The following is a 24,230-nucleotide window of genomic DNA, read 5'->3' as shown; positions in this document are numbered from 1 at the left end:
CCGGCAACTTTTTATTTCATCAATATTGAATTCAGGACCTTTCATATGCATATCATTGAATCGGGAACAGATTAATCCACCTTAAGCGGCTTGCTTGCTATTGCGTTAAGATCGTAAACAACCTTACCACCTTTTATAGTTAACTGACACTCAAAACGACGATCACCCGGCTGTCTGTTTCCTGCAATATCTTTAAACCCAAAATTTCCTTTCCGCATGCTTAATACAGCAATATCTGCAATACCTCCAACTGTAAGATTTCCCAATTCCTCACGTTTAATGGCTTGGGCAGGTGCCCATGTAGCTGCTTTGATAATTGAAGGAATATCCATTCCCAGGTTCAGGAATACAGAAAATACATTCATCTGATCTTTCATGGCACCGTTTATACTTGAAGCATGCAGATCAGTCCCCAGGGTATTAGGATAAAATCCTGCTTTAATCGCCGGAATTGCTGTTCTGTAATCAAAACTGCCACTTCCAAAACCCACATCAAAAATTAATCCGTTTTGCTGTGCCTTACGAACAAAGGGCTTCACTTCATGCGTTTCAGTATTTATGATCGGCTCTCTTACCCCGGGAACGTAACAATACGAATGAGTATAAATATCTCCGGGACGCAGGTATTTAAAAAACAATTCTTCCAATGATTGATTACCACTGCCGAAATCAACCATCACAGGCATATCTGCCATTCTGCCTGCCTTGGTTAAACGTTCAACCGGTGTCCAGTCTGCTTTTCCAAAATGAGCAAGTTTAAATCCAACAACATATTCCTTGTTTTCAAGTGCTGCTGCAGCAGTTTTATCAGCATCCATATCATCCATGTTTTGCTCAAAAGCACCTCCACGCATACCCTCTCCTACAATATTCAACATCGATAATACACGAGTTGCCGATATGTCAATAATATTTTTTTTGAAAGTCTGAAATGACTTCCATCCTGCCCCACCGGCATCTACTACCGTAGTTACACCGGTTCTGAAAGTATAATTATCGGGCACAACAGAAATAGAGCCATTACTTAAATAATCATTTTTAGAAGGCCCATAAAAAACATGCGTATGAATATCAATCAAACCGGGAGTAACATACATCCCCCTGGCATCTACTACCTGAATGGCTAATGCCGTATCAATATTTTTGGCAATAAGGACTATTCTTGGTTCTAAAGCAGACTGCCCCTGACGATTTGCAGGGGCAGTCTGTATTGCGATATCCATTAATTCATTAAGATTGCTTTTAGAATCAATAACATGACCACCCTTGATAACAATACCATAAATTTTTTGTTTACTATTCTGGCCTTGAGCTAAAAGGCGGCTTCCTGAAGCAAACAATAACAAAAGAAGTATCAAACTGTTTTTCAGCATGGGTGGGTATATTTGATCATGAGCAAATATGAATTATTTTTTAGCTGAAGCTATTGCATTCAGATCATACATTATTCGTCCGTCTTTCAAAGTCATTTCGCATTCCAGCTTCTGAGTTCCTTCATGACGGTTTCCTGCAATATCTCTGAAACCAAATTTACCATTACGAACACTTAGAATTGCGATATCTGCTATAGCTCCTTCAGAAAGATGGCCTAATTCTGTACGTTTAATAGCCTGCGCCGGACGCCAGGTACTGCGCTCAATAACTCCTGGGATATCCATTCCCATAGCCAGATGAATAGAAAGAACATTTAACTGATCTTTCATGGCTCCGTTCATACTGCCTGTATGAAGATCGGTTCCCATCAGATCAGGTAAGAAACCTGCTTTAATTGCAGGAATAGCCTGATTGAAATTGAAACTTCCACCACCAAAACCAACGTCGAAGATAATTCCTCTTTTTTGAGCAGGAATTACAAAAGATCTCAATTGACGAGACTGAAGATCTACAATCGGATCTCTCCTTTCAAGCTCTGTAAACACATGAGTATAAATATCTCCTGGTCTTAAATACTTGAAGAACAGATCTTCAATTGGTAGTTTACCACCACCAAAATCAATAACAACCGGCATATTGGCTAATTTTCCTGCTTCCACAATACGCCGAACAGGAGTCCAGTCAGGATTTGTAAAATGTGCTAGTTTAAACCCTACAACATGTTCTTTATTATCCAATGCAGCTTTGGCAGCCAGCCTGTAGTCCATATCACTGATATCCTGCTCATAATCACCGCCACGCATACCTTCACCAACAATATTCAGGAAGGAAAGAACTCTGGTTTTTGATTTATCGATGATATTTTTCTTAAAAGTATCGAAAGACTTGTATCCGGCTCCACCACAGTCTACCAGAGTAGTCACACCTGAACGGAAGCTGAATCCATCGGCAGTAACACCAACATCACCGTTACTCAGGTAGCTGTCAGGCTGAGTTCCCCAGAATACATGTGCATGAATATCTATCAGACCGGGAGTAACATACATACCCTTTGCATTCACGGTCTGCTCTGCCTGTGCAGGATCTATATTCTGGGCAACTTTAGCAATCTTCCCGTCTTTAATGGCTACATCAAGCAAAGCATTAATATTGTTTTTTGCATCGATTACCCGGCCACCCTTAATCAGGGTATTATATATTTTACCCTGAGCATTTGTATAGCTTGCCATAAAAAGCAGGGCAATCACTATTATCGAGATTCTTCTCATTGTTTTATTTCTTAATATCATTAAAAATTAGAGTCCAATGGGTATTAATAAATTATAGTATTCTATTAAATACTTTAGTACCCATACTGTCTCAATAGCCAATCAAACTAACAAATTATTAGTTTTTTGATATATTACCAGCTATGGCATTCAGATCATAAACAATTCTTCCATTACGGATAGTCATTTCACATTCGAACCTTTGTTTTCCTTCATTTCTGTTACCGGAAATATCTTTGAAAGCGAAATTCCCATTACGCACACTTAAAATCGCAACATCTGCTCCTGCACCAACTGATAAATGACCTAACTCAGGACGCTTGATTGCCTGTGCCGGAGCCCAGGTGCTTCTCGAAATAACAGAAGGAATATCCATTCCCATCGAAAGGAAAATAGAAAGTACATTCAGCTGATCTTTCATTGCACCGTTCATACTTCCGGTATGAAGATCTGTTCCCATTGTATTTGGCAAAAATCCTGCTTTAATTGCAGGGATAGCCTGATTGAAATTGAAGCTTCCGCCACCGAAACCGACATCAAAAATAATTCCTCTTTTTTGAGCAGGAATTAAAAATGGCCTCAGTTGTCTTGTTTTGAGATCAACAACAGGATCTCTTCTGCTCAACTCTGTATAAACGTGAGTATAAATATCACCCGGACGCAGATACTGAGTGAATAATTTCTCAATAGATAATGGTGCATGGGTATCATCACCACCGAAATCAATAATAACAGGCATATTAGCTATTTTACCCGCTTCAACCACCCGCTCAACCGGAATCCAGCTTGCAGCTGCGAAGTGAGCAAGTTTAAATCCAACTACAATATCCTTATTAGCTAAAGCCTTTTCTGCAGTTTTTTTAGCATCCATATCATTGATATCCTGCTCATAAGGGTCGCCTCTCATACCATCACCAACAATATTAAGAAAAGACAAAACTCTTGTTCTTGAACGATCGATAATATTTTTCTTAAATCGGTCAAATGATTGCCAGCCGGCACCTCCACAATCAACTACTGTGGTTACACCGGAACGGAAGGTATAAGGATCCGGAGCAAGAGCAGAAAATCCGCCGCTAAGTCCACGGTCATCTGTACCTGCGAATACGTGAGCATGCAAGTCAATTAAACCAGGAGTTACGTACATCCCTTTTGCTTCCACAATCTGGGCAGCAAGTGCAGGATCAATATTTTTGGCAATAGCGGCAATTTTGCCGTCATGGATAGCCACGTCCATTAATTCGTTTATATTATTTTTGGCATCAATTACATGCCCCCCTTTGATAAGGATACTATATGTCTTGGTTTGTGCCTGAACAACACCTGCAAGCATAATTAATCCGGAAAGAAGCAAAATGGATATTCTTCTCATATGGCAATTCTGAATTATAATGATAAAAACAGAATCAGGCCATTCGTAAGAATAACCTGATTCTGTTAAATATTAGATTGGGCGAATTAACTTAATGCTGCCTTGGCAAGTACTTCCTGTACCCTTTTAGCAACAATTTTGTCTTCACCTGGTTTAAGCATAAACACGGTAATATTAATAGCATCCTGGCTGGTCATAACCTCAATTGAAGGACTACCATCCTGAAGCTCTTTCAAAAATTCTCTTGGAGTAAGTTTGATCTTCGAAGAATCCCATGTTATTTTAATCGCAGGAGTATGATTTGCTACCGGAGGAACAAATACCTCAGCATTAGCACCTGCAACTTTCTGAACTGAATTGACAATATTTGCAACTCTGGCTTCCCACATTTTCCACTCGGCATCATGATCTGTATGGATATACTTATCTAAAGCTACATACATTCCAAGGATCTCTTCCTTGTTTACTTTCATACCACGTCCGATATTACCACCATTAGGAGGTGCATTCAAACGGGCAGCTGCAATCAGATCTTTTTTACCCATCAAAATACCGGCACTCTGCGGACCGCAAATTGCTTTACCACCTGATACACAAACCAGATCAAAGCCAAGGTCATTATATTTCCATAAGTTCTCAACCGGCGGCACGTCAGCTGCCATATCGATCATTGTTGGCACATTATGCTTTTTACCTATCGCAACAAACTCCTCATGTTTGATCTTACCCATCGGACCACTTGAATTCAGAAACCACATCATGGCAGTCCTGTTTGTGATCGCTCTTTCCATTTCTTCTGCAGTTTCAACCTCAACAACCTTCATACCGGTATTGGTCAGTGCATGAACATAACCTACGTTATGTGCTTTCTGAACGATAACTTCAGTTTTTTCGAATGTTGAAAGATCAGGTAAAAGTGAAACTTTCTTTCTGTCCATACGGGTTAAAACACCTGCGGTTCCTAAAACAAGGGCAGACCAGCAACCTGCTGTAACCATAGCAGATTCAGCGTGACACATTTCTGCGATCTTTGCTCCCACTTTATCCTGAACTTCATTGATCATGACAAAATGTTTAGAAGCTGCTTCAATGGTATCCACAACTTCATGATGCATTAATGATGCAGTCATTGTTGTATAAGTTCCTGCTGCATTAATAAACACTCTTAGTCCAAGTTCTTTAATCACATCACGCTTTGCTGCAGTACCTACAGTAGACGCAATTGACTCAAGAGGAACACCTGTTCCAATAGCTGCACCGGCAACAGGAGCTACAGAAAGGTATTTAATTAATTCTCTACGTTTCATAGTATTGGGTTTGATTGATTTTTTTTTTGATTTTAAACAATAAGAGGAGATATATAATCTCCTCTTATTGAATATAAAGCTAATATAATGAATGCTTTAAAGCTATTACACTTTATAAAAGCTTTATAACATATTAGTTACTTTGACCTGTGCCAGGACCAACATCCCACCACATTCTGCCTTGTAAAAGATCAACCTGCTCTTCAGAGTAGTTTTGTCTCTTGATGGCTTCAAAATAATTATCGGGATTCACATTACGCTCAGCAATTGGCAGAGAGAATCTTCTCCACATTTTACCTGCAGTTACGTTACCAGGATAAGAAACCTTATTGCCGCCAACTGTCCAGTTTGCATAATTGAAAACAGGATATTTGGTACGGCGCCAGTTAGAATAAACTTCGTAATCATCACCCAGTAAAGAAACCCATTTCTGAGTAGAGATAGCTTCGAGCTGCTGAGCAAATGTTCCGGCAGCCGGATAAGGATTAGCAGCAATATATGCATCAACCTGAGCAGTAGTAATTACTCCTGAATGAGGGGCAACGCTTGGCCATAATGCCCACTGAGCCATAGCTGCACGAACACCATTTTCGTATGCTGCCTGAGCAGTGGTTCCAACACTCCATCCTCTGGCTGCTGCTTCTGCAATAATTAAATAAGCTTCAGCAGGGCCCATTGTAATGATTGGTGAACCTCTGTCAATGTAAAGTAATGAAGGTTCTGAATAAGTATCAAAGTCCGTTGGTTTGGTATTGATACTACCATTGATCATACCACGCTGGACAGAAGGAGTATTGTTAGCGGTATAAGAACCGCCTGATGGTACCCAAACTACAGAAATTACCGGTAAACGCGGATCGTTTGTGTTTTTCAAATGATCGATGAATTTACCAGACCATTTGCTGCCCTCTACGTTATCACCACCCGGACTTGTAAAGTCACCAGCAATATAGGTATTAACACGTGGGTTCATCTGGCCTGTTACGTTTGCATATTTCAGATAAGCAATATCAGAGTTTGCAGTCATTACACCACCGGCAACAGCTTTCTCAACCCATGATTTAGCAGTAGCTGGCTCAACATCAGACAGACGCATACCTAAACGCAGCATCAGGGTATATCCGAACTTTTTCCATTTAGCAATATCACCCTTAAAGTAAGGATCAGCATTGCCAAATACATTTGGCTTGGTTGCATCCATAGATTTCAAAGCAGTTTCAAGCTCTGTCAGCATTGCAGTATAGATACTTTTCTGAGTATCATACTTTGGCTTTAATACATCAAGGCCTTTCATTGCTTCTGTATATGGCATATCACCCATCAGGTCTGTTTGCTGATGGAAGGCCAGGATTCTGAGAATCTCAACAGCAGCACGTTTGTTAACATTTTCCGCACCCGGAATTTGTTTTGCTAATTGCAATAAACGATTCCACTGACCGGTGTAAACATTAAAGTTACCTGCAGTTCCGTTGAAGTTATAAAATTTATCACCGGTTGCAGGAACTTCCTTGTATGAAGAAAAATACTGCAAGCCCTGTCCTAAAGCTCTGTAATTCTCACCCGGTCCGCTTCCTAATACAGCAGCGGTGAAAGAGTATTCCGGAATTACATATTCAATAGCATCAGGATTCTTGTTCAGGTCGGTCAGCTTCTCGGTATTACACGATGGCATGGTTGAAACCACAAGAACAGCTCCGGCCGCATATATCAATTTAAAGAATGTCTTTTTCATGTTCTTAGATTTAATTATTAGAATCTTAAATTCAGGTTAAAGCCGATATTTCTGGTTCTTGGCATTGAAACACCCTGACTTCCCTGAGCATTACCTACGGTTTCCTGCATTTCAGGATCGATACCAGCATCTTTAATTCTCTTATCCTGGTAAAGGGTTGCAAGATTTAAACCTGTAATACCGATAGAAGCTCCCTGAACTCTCATGAATTTAAGAGCACTTACAGGCAGGTTATACTTCAATACTGCACGACGCAATTTTATAAAATCTGTTTTATAAACCCACTGACCTGCATAAGCATTACCATAGTTATTGTAATAGGTATCCAGATCCACAACAGACCATACCTTAGTATATGGAGCACCTGTCTGATCAACACCAGAAACAGTTAAGCCAGCATCTCTACCAGGCAAGGTTTGAACAGTGTGACCAAAACGGGTAGCATACTGAATAAGGTTACTGTAACCCACAGCTCCGAATTTAGAGTCGATATCAACTGTTAAGCTGAAGCGCTTGTAACGGAAATTGTTACCAAGTCCCATCAGATACGGAGGATTACCCACACCTATATCAGCCAGTACTCTGTCTTCGTAACCGGTAGCTTTATTGTAAACCAACGTTCCATTAGCATCTCTTCTCATTACGTAAGCACGAACAGTTGAGTAAGGTAAGCCTACAGCATTGATCATTGAAGGACCACCAATACCAGAACCTAAAGTTAACACATCGATACCTTCAGCAAGTTCAACGATCTTACTTTGATTGTAACCGAAGTTATAGTTTACATCCCATGAGAAGTCATCTTTCTTAATCGGAGTACCAGTTAAGCTGATCTCCCAGCCTTTGTTGGTTACAAGACCAAGGTTTCTTCTTCCTGCAGCATAACCGGTTGCACCTGAAATCGGAGGAGAAAGAATATCATTTCTGGTTCTTCTTGAATAGTAGTTCACATCTAATCCGATACGGCTGTCTAACATCTGAACCTCAAAACCACCTTCAACTGTTGCTACAGTTACAGGACGAATGTTAGGGTTATTCAGTGTATTTGGATTACTTAAAGTAGGTAAGCCATATGCGTTAACAGTACTTACAGCATAGGTCTGGTTGATACTACCAGCATTTACAGTTGCACTACCAACCTCAGCCCATGAAGAACGCAATTTTGCATAATCAATGAACTTAGGCATTTTAACCACTTCAGAAAGGATAAAACTAGCACCTACTGAAGGATAGAAGATCGAGTTAAAACCAGGGTTCAACACTGAGAACCAGTCCTGTCTTCCAGTAACAGTTAAATAAAGGAGATTGTTATAGTCGATATTAGCCTCTCCAAAAACAGAGTTTGTACCTCCTGAAGCAGTTCCATCTAAAGTTGCATTTCTGTAGTTAACCAGATCTCTGTTAACAAGGTTAGAAATACTGTAGAAATTAGGAACTACCCACTGTGAACCATTAGCAGTATTGCTTCTGTTTGCATCTCTCTCACTCTGAGCACCTGCAAGGATATTTAATCCTATTTTATCTTTCAGGAATCTTTCGTTATAGTTGATTGTTCCCTGGAAGTTAGTTTTGTCAGTTTGCTCAACACCAGACTGGAAGTAACCAAGCGGAGTGAATGCATTTGTGTTAGGAACGTAGAAAGATTCAGTATAATAATTGAAATCTCTTGCAACCGTACCTTTAACAAATAAGTTAGGTAAGATATTAGCCTGAACACTTGCACGTCCGATTAAACGCTGACGATCATCCTCGTTACCTAACTGATATGCAGCATAGTAAGGGTTTACCGCAGCAGGTACCGGATTCCACTCAAGCTCTCTTCCGGTAGCAACATTGATACCAGGTCTTGATGGATCAGTACCACGCATATTACGAACATCAACTACGTTTGCAGCCAGATATACAGGCCATGCAGCATTGATCTCAGCATAACCAACGTTTGGTCTGTTTTTACCTTCAACCAGATTGTACTGAACGCTTGATTCAACAGTTAAGAAATCATTCTTACCCATTTTACCAATAACATTTAAGTTAGCTGTTTTTCTCTTGTAATCAGAGTTTGGCTGCTGATCTTTTGCACGCAGATCACTTGCAGAAAATCTCATTCTGAATTTCTCAGTTCCGGCATTGAATGCTACTGTATTAGTAATATTCTGGCTGGTATTGTAGAAATTTTTGATATTGTCTTTAACATTGAATGGAGAATAAGGACGCATAACCCCATCAAACTGCATTACCATAGAACCGTCCATTTTTGCACCATAAGAAAGACGGCCTGAACTTAATGCCTTAGCAGCATCAGCCGGCTTTACACCATCATTACCCTGTCCGTATTCATACTGGAATTTAGGGAAAACTGAAGCTGAACCAAAGTTTGCATCAGAAGTAACTTCGATACCTACACCTTTCTGAGCAGAACCTTTCTTGGTAGTAATCAAAATTACACCATTCGCAGCCTGACTTCCGTAAAGAGCAGCAGCAGCACCACCTTTCAATACAGAGATTGTAGCGATATCATCAGGGTTCATACTTGAAATACCATCACCACGGTCAACGTTCAAACCGCCTGAACTTGTAGCCGGGCCACGGTTACCATTATTGATCGGCATACCATCAACAACATAAAGCGGCTGCTGATTACCATTCAGGGAAGTATTACCACGAATGATTACACGGCTGGAACCACCAACACCTGAGTTAGCCTGTGTTGCATCAACACCGGCAATCTTACCTGTAAGTGAGTTAGCCACGTTATTCTGACGTGCCTCAGTGAATACATCACCTCTTACTTCCTGTACTGCATAACCCAAACCTCTTTTTGCTTTGGTAACACCAAACGCTGTAACTACAACCTCACTCAGAGTCTGACGGTCTTCAACCATAGTAATGCTGATATTTGCACGGCCGTTAACAGCAACTTCCTGAGTTACATAACCAATGTAAGTAACAACAAGAATTGCGTTATCAGGAGCACTAAGAACGAAATTACCGTTAACATCTGTAGAAGCACCGGTTTCAGTACCTTTTACGCGAACACTTACACCAATTAAAGCCTCACCTGCTGCATCAATAACTTTACCACGGATGTCAACTCTTTTCTGCTCAATGCTGTATTTTGAAACTACACCTTTTGCAGAATTCAAAGCATTAGCTTCACGAGCACCTGAAACAAGTGACAGTTGATTAGCCTGCTCAGTTGAACGCTCATCTTTTCTCTTAAGAATAATCGTATTCTCAGTGATGGTATACGTTAGCGGCTGGTTTTTGAAAACCTGATCAAGCACATTCTCCAAGGAAGAATTTTTAGCTTTTACAGTTACAGGAACTGTATTCTTTAACAGTCTTGTATTATAAAGGAAATCATAACCTGTTTGTTTTCTGATTTCTGTGAAAACTTTATCAAGGTTAGAATTAGTTTCATTCAAGGTAACATTTTGCGAATAACCTTTAGCGCTTACCTGCATAAAAGCTACCAGAATAAAAATGGTACTTAGCTTCATAATTCGTAACATTTGTTTAGAGACTATTGCCGTTGCCGAAAGTCTCTTTTTAGGAATATTCCTAAAACTGTTCATGCAGGTTTGACTGCAATCACTTAGTAAAACATTTTCCATACTTTTACATTTTTAAAATTTATTTTGGTTGATAATTAAAAATTCCTGTTTTAAGGGAATTCTGTATTGAGGTTAACCTGAATATTCACCATTCGTGGTGCAATCCGCAAGGGTGATATCCAAACAAACCTTTGAAGAAAAATTTAGCTACTGTCGGTTTTTACCATAGATTGTTATTTAAATTTGTATTTATTGAATTGATTTCACTTTCAATTTTTTACCTTTTACTGTAAACTTTACTCCCCCGCTCTGCTCCAAAATCTTTAATACCGCTGAAATATTAACATCATTAGATACAAAACCAGTGAACTCATCGGTAGGCATATTACCTTCATAGATCAGCTCTACATCATACCATCTTTCCACTTCCCGCATAATTTCCTGAATAGGAGTATTTTTAAACTTAAAATATCCATTTTTCCAGGCGATCGCTTTTTCTGTGTCTGCATTTTCTATCCGGATATCAGACTTTGATGAATTGATAAACGATTGCTCTCCAGGTTTAAGCAGTTTGGTTTTACCGGAAATATTAGATTTAGTATTTAGAATAACTTTAACACTACCTTCAATCAGAGTAGTTTTAGTAAAATCTTCATCATCGTAAGAGTTTACATTAAAATGTGTCCCAAGCACCTCAACAATCTGATCATCGCTTTCTACACGAAAAGGTACTGACTTATTCGGTGCGATTTCAAAATAGGCCTCGCCTTTTAACTTCACAATACGCTCTTTACCTGTAAATGCAGTAGGATAACTCAGGGTCGATGCAGAATTTAACCAAACCTTACTTCCATCAGGTAAGCGAACCTGATATTTACCCCCTTTAGGAGTTTGAATAGTGTTTATAACAGACTGAAAAAGTGCATTCTTCTTTTTGTCGGATTGATTCTTCTCATAAACAATCTCTCCATTATGAGTTTTAGTAATCGCAATATTTCCCTGGCTTGCCAACAAACCGCTTTCGGCATCATCAAGACTAATTCTGGAACCATCTGCAAGTGTTAAAATTGCTTTATTGTTTCCGGGAAGGATATCATTTTTTGTACTTATCTCTACAAATTGCCCGGCCGGGGATTCGATGATCTCTCTGTTTGTATAAAAATAAAGACTGGTGGAAATGGCCATTAAAATCATTGCAGCAACAGCAAATGACTTAAGATAATAGGAATAAAATGATGGGGATGAATCATCAGAAGGACTAATCTGTTCGCTGATTTTGTCAAATATTCTGTCAGCAAGCTGATCATTCTCCGCCAAATCATTCTTATCTGAAGTTTCTGTAAAACTTCCATAAAAGTTCAGCAACCGCTGTTCTTCTTCCAGCGAGGCCTGTCCAGACATATACTTATCCAGTAATTTATGAAAGTCTTTTTTTTCCAAAATGTTCTGATTTTATAATGAAGAGTAAAAATAATAAGGTATCCCCTAGTCGGAGGTAAAATAATTTAGCGAAGACGGCTAATTAACATAGATTTATGCTTACAACAAAGGCTTAATTACTTTCAAGTTACAATTTTTATATCGTAAAGGAAAATAAAATTAACTTAAATTAATAAAAACAGAGCTTTTTTAATGCGGGATTAAAAGTACAATCAGAATAAACCAAGAGAAGTTCTTAGTTGTCTCAAAGCTTTATTCAAATGATTCTCAACAGTTTTAGTTGAAATATCGAGTTGTGACGCAATTTCTTTATGAGAAAGTTGTTCTTCACGGCTTAATTTGTAAACCTCTTTACATTTAGCTGAAAGATTGTCAACAATTGAATTAATCTGTGAAAGCAATTCCCGGTGTTCAATATTACCATATTCGGTAGCTGTAGCCATACGCTCATGAACATGGTCAAAAATGTCTTCACGAACATTTCCTAAGCGCACCTGACGGTATACTTCGTAACGGGTTGAAGCAAAAAGATATGATTTTAAAGAAACTTTAATTTCAATAAGCTCACGCTTATTCCATAAATTAACGAATACATCCTGAATTATATCTTCACAGGCCTGCTGATCCCTTAATATATTATATGCGGAGTTAAATAAATGATTCCAATATTTATTATAAATAAGCTTAAGGGCAATATCATCTCCTGACCTCATTCGGTCCATCAAATCTACATCCTCTATTTTTAACTGTTCACCCATTTATAACCGCCAAATTATACTTATAAATTCAAAAATCAAATATGTACACTAATCTGTTACGTAATCTCAAAGTTCAATTCAATATTTAAATATAAATAAATTGTAAAGGAATAAATTAAGTCTGAAGAAAATTAATATAAATATTTATTAACACTAGGGGATACAAGCTCTTTTTTACTCTCATATTTAAGATTTAAACACTACATTGACTTATCTTAAAACAATTGTAACTTTTTTAAAATAAAACAAAAACAGAGTAAAATGAAGCACAAACGTTTTTTCGTCATGGCCTTGTTAACCATCCTTTGGACTGGTTTGCAGGCTCAGCAGAATCAATCTGACAAACCTTACAGTATCGTTATTAAGGGTGGTCATGTTATTGATCCTAAAAACAACATCAATACAATGATGGATGTGGCCATAAAGGATGGTAAAGTAGCCATGGTAGCCAAAAACATAGACGCTGCACAGGGTGCACAGGTTGTTAATGCAAAAGGGATGTATGTTACTCCGGGTCTGGTTGATTTGCACGTTCATTTCTTCTGGGGCCATGATGGATCGGCTTACATGAATGCTCCTTCAAGTTTACCTGCAGACGGGTTTACCTTCCCTGCCGGTGTTACAACTGTAGTAGATGCAGGAAGTCCGGGTTGGAAAACATTCGAACTTTATAAAAAACAAACCATAGAAGGTTCACAAACCCGTGTTCTTGCCATGTTAAATATTGTTGGTCAGGGAATGGCAGGTGGAAAATATGAGAATGATATCAATGAAATGGATTCTCAGAAAGCTGCTGAAATGGCAAAAAAATATCCTAATGATATCGTAGGTTTTAAGCTCGCACATTTTAACGGGCGTACCTGGGTACCAACTGACCGTCTGCTTGAAGCAGGAAAACTGGCTAATTTGCCGGTGATGGTTGACTTTGGTGGTGCCAGTCCATATTTACCACTCGACTCTCTGTTTAATGTAAAATTCCGCCCCGGCGATATTTATACTCATGCATTCGGTGGAAACGGAAGCACCAGTCCAAATGGTCGTGAATCAATTGTTGATGTAACTACCAACAAGGTTAAACCTTATGTTATCAAAGCACAAAAAAGAGGAGTTATATTTGACGTTGGTTTCGGTGGTTCAAGTTTCCTTTTCAATCAGGGAACTCCTGCAGTAAAAAGCGGTTTTTATCCTAACTCAATCAGTACCGATCTTCATACAGGAAGTATGAACAATGCGATGAAAAATATGCCTAATATTATGTCATTATTTATGGCTATGGGCATGGATCTTCAGAGTGTAATTAAGGCAAGTACCTGGAATCCTGCACAAGAAATCAAAAGACCAGAATTAGGTAATCTTTCAGTTGGATCTGAGGCGGATGTTGCTATATTTACCGTAAGAAACGGAAACTTTGGTTTTTATGCCAGAGATGGAAAAATTCCCGGAAAACAAAGGCTTGAGACTGAAATGACCATCAGAGCCGGTAGAATTGTGTATAACCTGAATGGAATTGCTGAACCAAATATTCTGCCAAATCCTCAGAGACAAAGACCAGCTCAAAGACCTTAAAAGAGACTAATAAACTATAATATTATATGCGCAACATAAGATGCACATTGAAAAAAACAGGGTTATTCGCCCTGTTTTTTTCTTACTCCTTATTTGTAAATGCCCAGCAAAGCAGAACGCAAAACCCTCCGGTTAAAACTCCTGTGCCATTACGCCCGGATATTAAGGTGGAAAAAGTTATGGATATTGGTAAACTTGGAGTGAGGTTATTAAAAAATCCAAAAACAGGTGAATTCTGGTATTCCACATTTGACGGGAATGTGTTCAGAATTTCAGATTTTGACACACCCGGGGCAGCAGAGCATCTGATGTTCAGCGCCGAAGATCATGGAATTACCCGGCTTCAGGGAGCTGCCTTCTTAAACAACACCCTGTATCTCTGTGGGAATATTAGTGCAAATGATGGTAAAGGCACAAAAGGCAGAATGATTAAATACGATTTATCAAAATCAAAGCCTGTCTTAACCGAAGTTTTCAATACCGTTGAATACGGCACCAATGCTACGACATTTGACCACGGCTGGAATGCTCTGGTTGTGAGTCCGGATAAACAGTACATTTATGTTAACTCCGGTGCCCGAACCGATCATGGTGAAGTGCAGGACAATAATGGTGCATATCCCAATGCTCGTGATAATGCATTAACAGCAAATGTCTTCAGATTTCCTGCTAATACGAAAGACCTGCTGCTTACAACAGACGGGGCTAAACTTAAAGCTGATGGTTATCTTTATGCCGAAGGCATCAGAAATGCTTATGACATGACTTTCGATGGCAAGGGTAATTTATTTGGGGTTGTAAATTCCGGAGATTATGATCAGTCTGAGGGGATGTTCTGGATCAGACAAGGACACCATTATGGATTCCCCTGGCAAATGGCAGAGATTGAAAACCCTCAGCAGTTTTCACCATGGACACCTGATCATACCAAAGATGCCTTCATAAGTCCGGGAGCACATGCTTATGTAGTGAAATATTTCAGAAATGATCCTGATTTCCCAAAGATCCCAAAGGGAGTTAAGTTTTCTCCGGGAGTACAAAATCTTGGCCCTGACGCTAATGAATACAGGGATATTGCTTCAGGAAAAATTGTTGACGGGGATATTACAGGAAAAACTGTAAGTACATTTAATGCACACAGCGTACCACTTGGGCTGGTATTTGATACGAAAAATGCACTGAGCAATGAATTTAAAGGTGATGGGTTTGTTTTCAGATATGGTGGCGGATCAGATCGCCCGGGAACTAATTTATTGAGAAAAAGCGGAAAGGATCTGCTGCATCTGGATATGTCATACAATGCTGCTGCAGATAATTTTTATGTAAAAACCACTACTATCGTAAATAATTTCAATGCCCCGGTAGATGCATTATTGATTGAAAATAAAATCTATGTGCTTGAGCATGGAACAGCCAACTCGGATGGTGGCAGAATCTGGAAGATTACTATTCCAAGATAATCAGAACTATAAAGAGAAATTAATTAAAATATATTCTATCCTTAAATACAACAATTAAATTTATAGAATGCAAGAAAATACACCTGACCAGAATTTTGAAAAAACAGGTTTAAGTTTACCTCCTGCTCCCAAACCTATAGGAGTTTACAAACCATATATTGTAGATGGCAAATATCTTTACCTGTCCGGACACGGACCGGTAAAAAATGACAAATCCTTAATCAAGGGTCGTGTAGGACAGGATTTTGACATCGAACAAGGTAAATTGGCGGCACAGCAGGTTGCTTTGGCAATGCTCTCCACTATCAAAACAAATTTTGGAAGTTTAAACAAGGTAAAAAGAGTGATTAAAGTCCTTGGGATGGTTAATTGCACAGATGATTTTGAGAGACATCCGAATGTAATTAACGGTTGCAGTGAGTTATTTGCCAAAATCTGGGGTGAAGAAAACGGAATTGGTGTAAGAAGCGCAATTGGCTTCAACTCTTTGCCCGATAATATCCCTGTTGAGATTGAAGCACTCTTTGAACTTCACAATTCACCTAAGGATCCGTTCAAATAATCAAAAACTGATACGCTAAACTAAATCTTAACCCAATGGAACAAATCTGGGCACAAAACTACGACCCCTTTAATAATGCCATAATCTCTACTGTGCTTGCAGCACTTCCTATTATTGTACTTCTTGGTTCAATAGCAATATTTCACATAAGGATACATCTCGCTGCAGTGCTTGGCCTGGCTGTAGCTATTTTAGTTGCCCTTTATGCATTTAACATGCCTGTTCCGGCAGTAGCTGCTACCACAGTTTATGGAGGTGCATACGGATTGTTTCCGATTGGATGGATTGTCTTAAACCTGATATTCCTTTATCAGCTTACAGTAAACAAAGGATTGTTTACCCTCATAAGAATGCACCTTTCTACCATAGCTCCCGATCCAAGGATTCAGGTCATTCTGATTGCATTTGCATTTGGTGCATTTTTTGAAGGAGCTGCAGGTTTTGGTACCCCTGTGGCTATTACTGCTGCAATCCTTATTCAGTTAGGATTCAGACCTCTGGCGGCATGTGGTTTATCACTGATCGCAAATACAGCTCCGGTGGCTTTCGGGGCTTTAGGAACACCAATTATTGCTCTTGCAGCTGTTACAGACATCGATCTGTTAAAGTTATCTGCAATGGTTGGCAGACAACTCCCATTATTCTCATTTATTGTCCCATTTTGGGTAATCTGGGCAATGGCTGGCTTCAGAGGAATGATTGCCGTATGGCCTGCTGCATTTACAGCCGGATTATCATTTGCAATAACACAATTTTTGGTTGCTAATTATCATGGTCCATGGCTGGTAGATATTTTTGCCTCCATTGCGTCCATCATTTCGATAATTGTACTTCTTAAATTCTGGCAGCCTAAAACTATATGGGAGCTCCCACAAGCTGAAGACACGGTTAAACTGGAAGCTGACCCTACTTCTGTTTCAAATAAAGACATCATCAGAGCATGGACTCCATGGGTAATTCTGACCCTGTTTATTTTTGCCTGGGGTGTTCCAACTGTAAAGAAATCGCTTAATTCAATTTCTGCTCCTGAATATGAGGTAAGCTATTTACATAATCTGGTTAAACGCTCCCCTCCTATTGCACCAATACCAACAGCCGACAAACCGGCAAAAACTGAGGAGGCAATATTTAAACTTAACTGGATATCAGCTACAGGTACCGGAATACTACTGGCTGCCGTAATAGCTGGATTTGCCATAGGCTATTCTATAGTAGAAATGCTCAAGGTTTATTTACAGACTTTATGGAGAGTCAGATTTTCGCTTATCACCATTGCAGCCATGCTGGCTTTAGGATATGTCACGAAATATTCGGGAGCAGATGCCACATTAGGGCTTGCCCTGGCTAAGACGGGAGTTTTATATCCTTTCTTCGGCACTATGCTGGGATGGCTTGGTGTTGCATTAACCGGATCTGACACTGCATCTAATGTGTTGTTTGGGAGTTTGCAGACTATTACTGCCAAACAAACCGGAGTTAGCCCTGTTTTAATGGCTGCAGCTAACAGTGCCGGAGGTGTGATGGGCAAGATGGTGGATGCTCAGAGTATCGTTGTTGCCAGTACAGCAACAAACTGGTATGGCCATGAGGGACAAATTTTAAGGTACGTCTTCTTTCATAGTATAGCATTAGCGGCTTTGGTAGGATTGTTTGTATTCCTGCAGGCATATGTGATACCATTTTCTAATATGGTGGTGCATTGAAATCCATAAAAAAGGGGCAGTGCATTTTGCACTGCCCCTTTTTATTTTCTGCACACTTCCTGAAATACGGAATTCGTACCTGATTAAATGCCCATAACTAAAAAACAGCAGCTAAACTCTTCCGAAGCCTAATAATTATTACATAAAAAAGGAGAGTGTCTCAAAAAACACTCTCCTTTTTTATGTAAATCAGTGAAAGAGGATTAAACCTTAGTTAACTCTTCTCTGATTCTTGTTGCAACGATCTTTTCTTCTCCCGGAACCATAATAAAGGTAACAAGCGAAATATTGTTTTTACCGAAATTCAATTCAATCCCGGGATCTCCATTACGCAGCCCATTCTGAACCTGCTCACCTGTAAGAGGAAGAATAGCCGGATCCCATGAAATTTCCAGATTAGGTGTAGCATTTGCAATCTCAGGAACAAACACCCGTGTTTTTACCCCTTTAATATTTTTAACTGCATTCTCAATATGTGCAATCTGCTTTAACCAATAATTCCATTCTTCTTCACCTTTACGGATAAATCGATCAATAGCAACATATAAACCAAGTATCTCTTCTTTGTTTACTTTGTGACCTCTTCCAATCGTACTTGCTCTTGGAGAAGCGCTGATACGGGCTGCCGCGATCAAGTCCTTCTTACCCATTAAAACACCAGAACTCTGAGGGCCACGGATCGCTTTACCGCCTGACAAACATACAAGGTCAAAACCCATTTCATTAAATTTCCAAAGGTTTTCAATAGGAGGCACATCAGCTGCGATATCAATCAATGTAGGAATATTATGTTTCTTAGCAACCTCCAGCCATTCCTGATGTTTAATTTTTCCGGAATTGGTATTGCAGTTCATAAAAGCCATCATTGCAGTTTTATCACTTATAGCCTGCTCAAGCTCTTCGCGTGTTTCAATCCATACCATGGTTACTCCACAGTTCTGCATTGCCTGATAATAACCTATATTATGCCCTTTCTGCATGATTACTTCAGTTTTCATACCACTACCCGCAAGATGCGGAATCATAGCAGCTTTCTTTGGATCATTTCCAGAAAGCACTCCGGCAGTTCCGAGCATTATAGCAGAAAACGCACCAGAAGTTACCGTAGCTGCCTCAGCATGACATAATTCAGCAATTTTCGCACCTACCTTATCCTGAAGTTCATCGAGCATACAATATCTTCTGGATGAGTTATTTATTGCATCAAGCACTTCATCCTGCATCAATGAACCAGTCATGAATGTAAGCGTTGCCCTGGCATTAATGAATGTACGGATACCAAGTTCTTTAAACAGGTCTCTTTTTGCTGCTGCTGATACAACTGATGCTCCGCCCGACAGTTCTGCACCTGTTGCACTTTCTGACAATATTCCTCCGGCTAAAGGAAGAACTGTTAAACCTTTAAGAAGGTCTCTGCGTTTCATATTATGAAAATTTATTGTATTAAAAAAAAGTCTGACCAGCTTTACGCTGATCAGACATGGATTATTATTTTTCTGATCCTACTCCTAAATATGTTCGGAGTTTCTCGCTTTCAAACTTCTCAACTGCATCAGGTTCCGGTTTTACTAATGAAACAATAACTCCCACAATGAATGCAGATGTCATTGAAACGATAGTTGGGTTCTTCAAAGGAAATATAGCTTCACTATTGCCAAGAATATCTACCCATATTGTCGGACTGATCACAATTAAAATAAGAGATAAGGAAGCTCCTGTTACCATACACCAAACTGCACCGCGAGTGGTAAATCCTTTCCAGAGTATAGACATAAGCAATGCAGGGAAGTTTGCACTGGCTGCGATTGAGAATGCCAGACCTACCATGAATGCAACATTCTGTCCTTTAAAAATCAAGCCAAGGATAACAGCAAGTATTCCAAGGAAAATGGTAGCTCTCTTTGCCACCTTCATTTCGCCTTTTTCATCAGAAACACCATGTTTCACAACATTTACATACAGGTCATGCGAAATACTTGAAGCTCCTGAAAGAGTTAAACCTGCAACAACTGCAAGGATTGTAGCAAAAGCAACGGAAGCAATAAATCCAAGAAATGCACTTCCACCTGTATTCTCAGCTAATAACAATGCAGCCATGTTACCTCCTTTATCTATAGCCATAATCGAGTCCTTACCCACCAATGCTAATGCAGAGAATCCGATAAAGAAAGTCAGAATGTAGAAATATCCAATAAAGCCGGTAGCCACAAATACTGATTTTCTGGCAGCTTTATCATCAGGAACTGTAAAGAAACGCATTAAAATATGCGGAAGTCCGGCAGTACCAAGCATCAATGCCAGACCAAGTGATAATGCATCAAGCGGATTAGTAATAAATCCACCGGGAGCAAGCATATCAGAACCGTACTGACTTGAAACTGACTCGAATAAAACAGCCGGATTAAAATTGAATTTTGACATGGCCAGCAATACCAGTATTGTAGCTCCGGAAAGTAAAAGTACTGCTTTAATGATTTGTACCCAGGTTGTAGCAAGCATCCCCCCGAAAAGAACATATAGTGTCATTACAATCCCCACAACAAAAACAGCAACTTCATAATTCAACCCAAAAAGAGTTTTGATCAATCCCCCTGCTCCTACCATCTGAGCAATCAGATAGAATGAAATAGTCAGCAGTGATCCTACCGAAGAAGCAATACGAATAGGTCTTTGCTTCAAACGATATGCAACAACATCCGCAAAAGTGTATTTACCAAGGTTCCTCAATGGTTCTGCTACAAGGAACATAATCAATGGCCATCCTACAAGGAAACCAATTGAATAGATCAATCCGTCATAACCCTTAGTTGCCACCATCCCGGCAATACCCAGGAATGAGGCAGCACTCATGTAATCACCAGCAAGTGCAAGCCCGTTTTGGAATCCTGAAATATTACGGCCTGCGGCATAAAATTCTGAGCCGGTCTTTGTTTTTTTAGCTGCCCAATAGGTAATATATAAGGTCACAGCAACAAATAAGAAAAATATAGCTATTGATACCGGATTAGCGGTACCCAGTGTAGATGCAGGTCCCGTGGGATTAGCCTGTAATAGTAAATTGAAGGACATAATTCTTTATAGATGATTGATATTAAAATTCTTTTTTGATTTCGTTTACAGCAGAATCATAGTAATTATTCGCCCAGTAAACATAAGCTCCGGTGATAATCCATGAAAACAGAATGATACCTAAACCTACAACAATAGCCAGGTTTAATGAATCGCCCATTGGTATTTTAAGAAGGTCTTTATTATAAGCTATAATCAGCAAAAAGCCGATGTAAACAAACAGCATTAAAAAAGTAAAGATGAGTGATGTGTTCCATCTTGTTTTAACCAGCTTTTTAAATGCGGGGCTTTGAAGAATTTCATGTGTTTTTGCACTATCCATAATTGTTGCAGTATTTAATTTATTTTGGTTTTACAGGTTCTGTATCAATAAGTTCAATAGATAATCAGCTGTTATTCGGACAGGAAAATCAGTCTGATCAAAGCAAGAAATTATCAGTTCATAATTCTAGGAAAAAAAAATGAATAATTACACAATTGTGATTATTCTTTTAAAACTAATATGAAATCGTTACGAAAATCACACAAAAGCTTAAAAATTTAGAACAAAAATCTTATTTATTTAAATTTTAAGTCTTATTCCTGATCTGTTCAATGCTCCGGCAATAAAAACACATATCATAGCATAAACAAATGATTTTACAAGGCCTATTCCACCTTCAAGAAGATATTCAGGAAACTGAAAACCGGTTAACCTGTATGCCCCATATATAAAATAAGGTATCAGATAGCATAGTAATGTATCTGTTCCGGCTGGTTTGATCAGATTAAACCAGTTCGATTTCTTTCCAACATCAGCAAGCCAATAAATAAAGAGAAAGGCAAGCAATGTAATTGCACTGCAAAGAAACAACCATGCAGGTGTAGCTCCGAGTTTAGCCAATCCCCAATATGGTCTTGTTATAACGGACAGGAATATCAGCAAGACAGAAAGCACAAGAAATACTATCGTTAACTTTTGCTTTTGATCTCTTTCCGTATAATATTGAAAAATCATAGATGAAAGCACCCCTCCCATGGTAAGCCCGATAAGGGTTCCGCCCTTCACCGGACCAGGAATTATCTTTAAAACTGACCAATCTGATATTAATCCAGCCTTATTTACCATGCTGAGCACACAAAACAACAGCCATGCAGCAAGTAAGACATAAAAATTGTTCTTTGAATATACTGTGATTATTCCACTGACAAAATATGACCAGCCGATAAGTCCAAGGATACCCCACCAGTGAGTTTCAAAACGCACTTCACCGGATTCTCCGCCACGATAGATAAATGCAAGAAAGACCAGAATTAAAACTCCAGCGATTCTGAGAGTATTTACAAGGTATTTATTGATATTCTTTGAGTATGAATTCCATATCAGAATAAAACAAAGACAAGATAATGGTCCCCATACCCAGTTTTTTATTCCGCTTGCCTCAGGGTTTATACTTTCTCCATTAACAAGAAATACACCCATTGTAATTAAAGCGACCGTTCTAAGGAGAATATGTTTGAAAAGATCAGAATTTGTATCACCCTTCTGTCGTCTGTTCTTTATTGCGTATGGTAAGGAAAGACCAACGATAAACAGGAAAGCAGGAAAGATTACATCAGAAAGGCCTATGCCGTCAACGCCCCTTGCAACATGCCTGAGACCATCTGGTATATTTTTGAGTGACCAAAAATCGTTCACAAATATCATAAGCAACATGGTAATTGCTCTCAGAATATCAATTGATTCGATCCTGACAGAATTGGCTTTGTCTTTATTTGTAATTCCTGTATCACTTAGAATTGTTTCCATGATTAAACTATATATTACTTATTATCCTCAACAGAATTGAGGTAAAAATCTAATGTATAAAAATGTTGCTGATTTTAAGAGATAACAATTACATTTAAAAAATTGAGAATCTATATAATTTCTAAGATGAAAATCGTGATTAAACTAATCTGCATACTTGGGGTTTTGACCCTATCCGGATGTGCCGGTGCGCAAACATTCAGAACATTTAACAAACCGGTGATTTTTGACAAAGAAAGGGAAAGACTTTCGGTTGAATACTTAAAAGCCAGACATGGCATTATTAAGGATTCTGCTACTATTGTTCCCAAAATAATTGTACTTCACTGGACCGCTATTCCATCACTTGAAAAATCTTTTGATGCTATGAACCCCACCCTGCTTCCCGGTGCCAGAAAGGGACTTGCAGGTGCAAGCAGCTTAAATGTTTCGGCACAGTTTCTGGTCGATCGCGATGGAGTAATATTCAGACAATTACCTGAAACGACATTTGCACGACATGTGATCGGACTTAATTATTGTGCCATTGGTGTTGAAAATGTGGGGGGAACGAATGCACCGCTTACCAAAAAGCAGCTTGATGCTAATGAGGCATTAATCCGTTATCTCAAAAGCAAATACGATATTGAGTATGTTATCGGACATCATGAATACAAATCATTTATTGGTCATCCACTATGGAAAGAAACTGACCCCAATTACCTGACAAGTAAAAATGATCCTGGCGATGAATTCATGACCAAAATCCGAAACAGGATAAAGGATCTTAACATCAAAGGGAAACCAGATCAGCCCTAATTGTAAAATGAGTGATATTTGTCACACTTTCTCATTACAATAAATTGTATCTTTGTTTATTGAAAAAGGCAATTTCCATACTTCTGCTCTCAGCTTTTCTGATTTCTACCACAGAATTATATCAGATATTAAAGCTTCCTCTGCTTATTGAGCATTTTGCTGAACATAAGCGGTTAAATGAAGGCACAACGTTATGGACATTTCTTAAAATTCATTATTCAAACAATAATATACGTTATGGCGATTATGATAAGGATATGCGCTTACCTTTCAAATCCCATGATGGATGTGTAAATATTCTAAGCCCGACATTTGCACCAACCCTTTATTCCTACAAAGTTGCTAAACCATTTGAAAGTGAAATAAATACTTTCAAAGCTCAGTATAAGATATTCTTTAAATCAGCCTACCTTTCTAACATCTGGCAACCTCCAAGATTCTGTTAACAATTATCGGATATTTCATATTAAGCAAACCT

General features: G+C 38.9%; 18 protein-coding genes. 6 read left to right on the top strand and 12 right to left on the bottom strand.

Going from position 1 to position 24,230, the window contains the following annotated elements; genetic code table 11:
* Positions 1-71: 71 nt before the first annotated feature.
* From P2W72_RS10150 to P2W72_RS10115, 8 genes are all read right to left on the bottom strand, one after another.
* Positions 72-1,373 carry an amidohydrolase/deacetylase family metallohydrolase gene (locus tag P2W72_RS10150; RefSeq protein ID WP_276361745.1) on the bottom strand — a complete coding sequence of 434 codons (1,302 nt, stop codon included), beginning with the start codon at positions 1,371-1,373 and terminating at the stop codon, positions 72-74.
* Positions 1,374-1,406: 33 nt separating this feature from the next.
* Positions 1,407-2,642, bottom strand: coding sequence for an amidohydrolase/deacetylase family metallohydrolase (locus P2W72_RS10145; RefSeq protein WP_276361742.1), 1,236 nt, complete (start codon positions 2,640-2,642; stop codon positions 1,407-1,409).
* A gap of 118 nt (positions 2,643-2,760) precedes the next feature.
* Positions 2,761-4,014 carry an amidohydrolase/deacetylase family metallohydrolase gene (locus tag P2W72_RS10140; RefSeq protein WP_276361739.1) on the bottom strand — a complete coding sequence of 418 codons (1,254 nt, stop codon included), beginning with the start codon at positions 4,012-4,014 and terminating at the stop codon, positions 2,761-2,763.
* Between the two features lie 86 nt (positions 4,015-4,100).
* Positions 4,101-5,321: a PLP-dependent transferase gene (locus P2W72_RS10135; protein WP_276361736.1), complete on the bottom strand. Its 1,221-nt coding sequence runs from the start codon at positions 5,319-5,321 to the stop codon at positions 4,101-4,103.
* A 133-nt stretch (positions 5,322-5,454) separates the two neighbouring features.
* Positions 5,455-7,053 (bottom strand): SusD/RagB family nutrient-binding outer membrane lipoprotein, encoded by a 1,599-nt coding sequence (locus P2W72_RS10130; protein WP_276361733.1) that lies wholly within the window; start codon positions 7,051-7,053, stop codon positions 5,455-5,457.
* A gap of 17 nt (positions 7,054-7,070) precedes the next feature.
* Positions 7,071-10,565, bottom strand: a complete 3,495-nt coding sequence (locus P2W72_RS10125) for a SusC/RagA family TonB-linked outer membrane protein (RefSeq protein ID WP_276361730.1) — start codon at positions 10,563-10,565, stop codon at positions 7,071-7,073.
* A 291-nt stretch (positions 10,566-10,856) separates the two neighbouring features.
* Positions 10,857-12,047, bottom strand: coding sequence for a FecR family protein (locus P2W72_RS10120; protein ID WP_276361727.1), 1,191 nt, complete (start codon positions 12,045-12,047; stop codon positions 10,857-10,859).
* 212 nt (positions 12,048-12,259) lie between these two features.
* Positions 12,260-12,805: an RNA polymerase sigma-70 factor gene (locus P2W72_RS10115; protein ID WP_276361723.1), complete on the bottom strand. Its 546-nt coding sequence runs from the start codon at positions 12,803-12,805 to the stop codon at positions 12,260-12,262.
* 261 nt (positions 12,806-13,066) lie between these two features.
* Between P2W72_RS10115 and P2W72_RS10110 the strand changes: the two genes are divergently transcribed.
* From P2W72_RS10110 to P2W72_RS10095, 4 genes are all read left to right on the top strand, one after another.
* Positions 13,067-14,371 carry an amidohydrolase/deacetylase family metallohydrolase gene (locus tag P2W72_RS10110; RefSeq protein ID WP_276361720.1) on the top strand — a complete coding sequence of 435 codons (1,305 nt, stop codon included), beginning with the start codon at positions 13,067-13,069 and terminating at the stop codon, positions 14,369-14,371.
* A 26-nt stretch (positions 14,372-14,397) separates the two neighbouring features.
* Entirely contained in the window at positions 14,398-15,831 is a 1,434-nt protein-coding gene (locus P2W72_RS10105) for a PQQ-dependent sugar dehydrogenase (protein WP_276361717.1), read from the top strand.
* Between the two features lie 67 nt (positions 15,832-15,898).
* A complete protein-coding gene (locus P2W72_RS10100) occupies positions 15,899-16,393 on the top strand; it encodes a RidA family protein (RefSeq protein WP_276361713.1) in 495 nt (164 codons plus the stop codon).
* A gap of 35 nt (positions 16,394-16,428) precedes the next feature.
* Positions 16,429-18,096, top strand: coding sequence for an L-lactate permease (locus P2W72_RS10095; RefSeq protein ID WP_276361710.1), 1,668 nt, complete (start codon positions 16,429-16,431; stop codon positions 18,094-18,096).
* A gap of 203 nt (positions 18,097-18,299) precedes the next feature.
* On the opposite strand, the gene P2W72_RS10090 is transcribed toward P2W72_RS10095, so the two are convergent.
* The 4 genes from P2W72_RS10090 to P2W72_RS10075 form a co-directional block, all read right to left on the bottom strand.
* On the bottom strand, positions 18,300-19,520 hold the full coding sequence (locus tag P2W72_RS10090; protein WP_276361707.1) for an aminotransferase class V-fold PLP-dependent enzyme: 1,221 nt from the start codon (positions 19,518-19,520) through the stop codon (positions 18,300-18,302).
* A gap of 64 nt (positions 19,521-19,584) precedes the next feature.
* Positions 19,585-21,165, bottom strand: a complete 1,581-nt coding sequence (locus P2W72_RS10085) for a sodium/solute symporter (protein WP_276361705.1) — start codon at positions 21,163-21,165, stop codon at positions 19,585-19,587.
* A gap of 22 nt (positions 21,166-21,187) precedes the next feature.
* Positions 21,188-21,487: a DUF485 domain-containing protein gene (locus P2W72_RS10080; protein ID WP_276361703.1), complete on the bottom strand. Its 300-nt coding sequence runs from the start codon at positions 21,485-21,487 to the stop codon at positions 21,188-21,190.
* Positions 21,488-21,727: 240 nt separating this feature from the next.
* Positions 21,728-22,954 (bottom strand): DUF5009 domain-containing protein, encoded by a 1,227-nt coding sequence (locus tag P2W72_RS10075; protein ID WP_276361699.1) that lies wholly within the window; start codon positions 22,952-22,954, stop codon positions 21,728-21,730.
* 126 nt (positions 22,955-23,080) lie between these two features.
* Here P2W72_RS10075 and P2W72_RS10070 point away from each other — a divergent pair, with 126 nt between their 5' ends.
* Together P2W72_RS10070 and P2W72_RS10065 are read left to right on the top strand one after the other, a co-directional pair.
* On the top strand, positions 23,081-23,752 hold the full coding sequence (locus P2W72_RS10070; RefSeq protein WP_276361696.1) for a peptidoglycan recognition family protein: 672 nt from the start codon (positions 23,081-23,083) through the stop codon (positions 23,750-23,752).
* Positions 23,753-23,811: 59 nt separating this feature from the next.
* Complete coding sequence (locus tag P2W72_RS10065) at positions 23,812-24,198, top strand: hypothetical protein (protein ID WP_276361693.1); 387 nt, start codon at positions 23,812-23,814, stop codon at positions 24,196-24,198.
* Positions 24,199-24,230: the final 32 nt, after the last annotated feature.

Source organism: Daejeonella sp. H1SJ63, assembly GCF_029360775.1.
In the GTDB taxonomy this organism is placed as follows: domain Bacteria; phylum Bacteroidota; class Bacteroidia; order Sphingobacteriales; family Sphingobacteriaceae; genus Daejeonella.
This window is presented reverse-complemented; position numbering and strand designations above follow the sequence as displayed.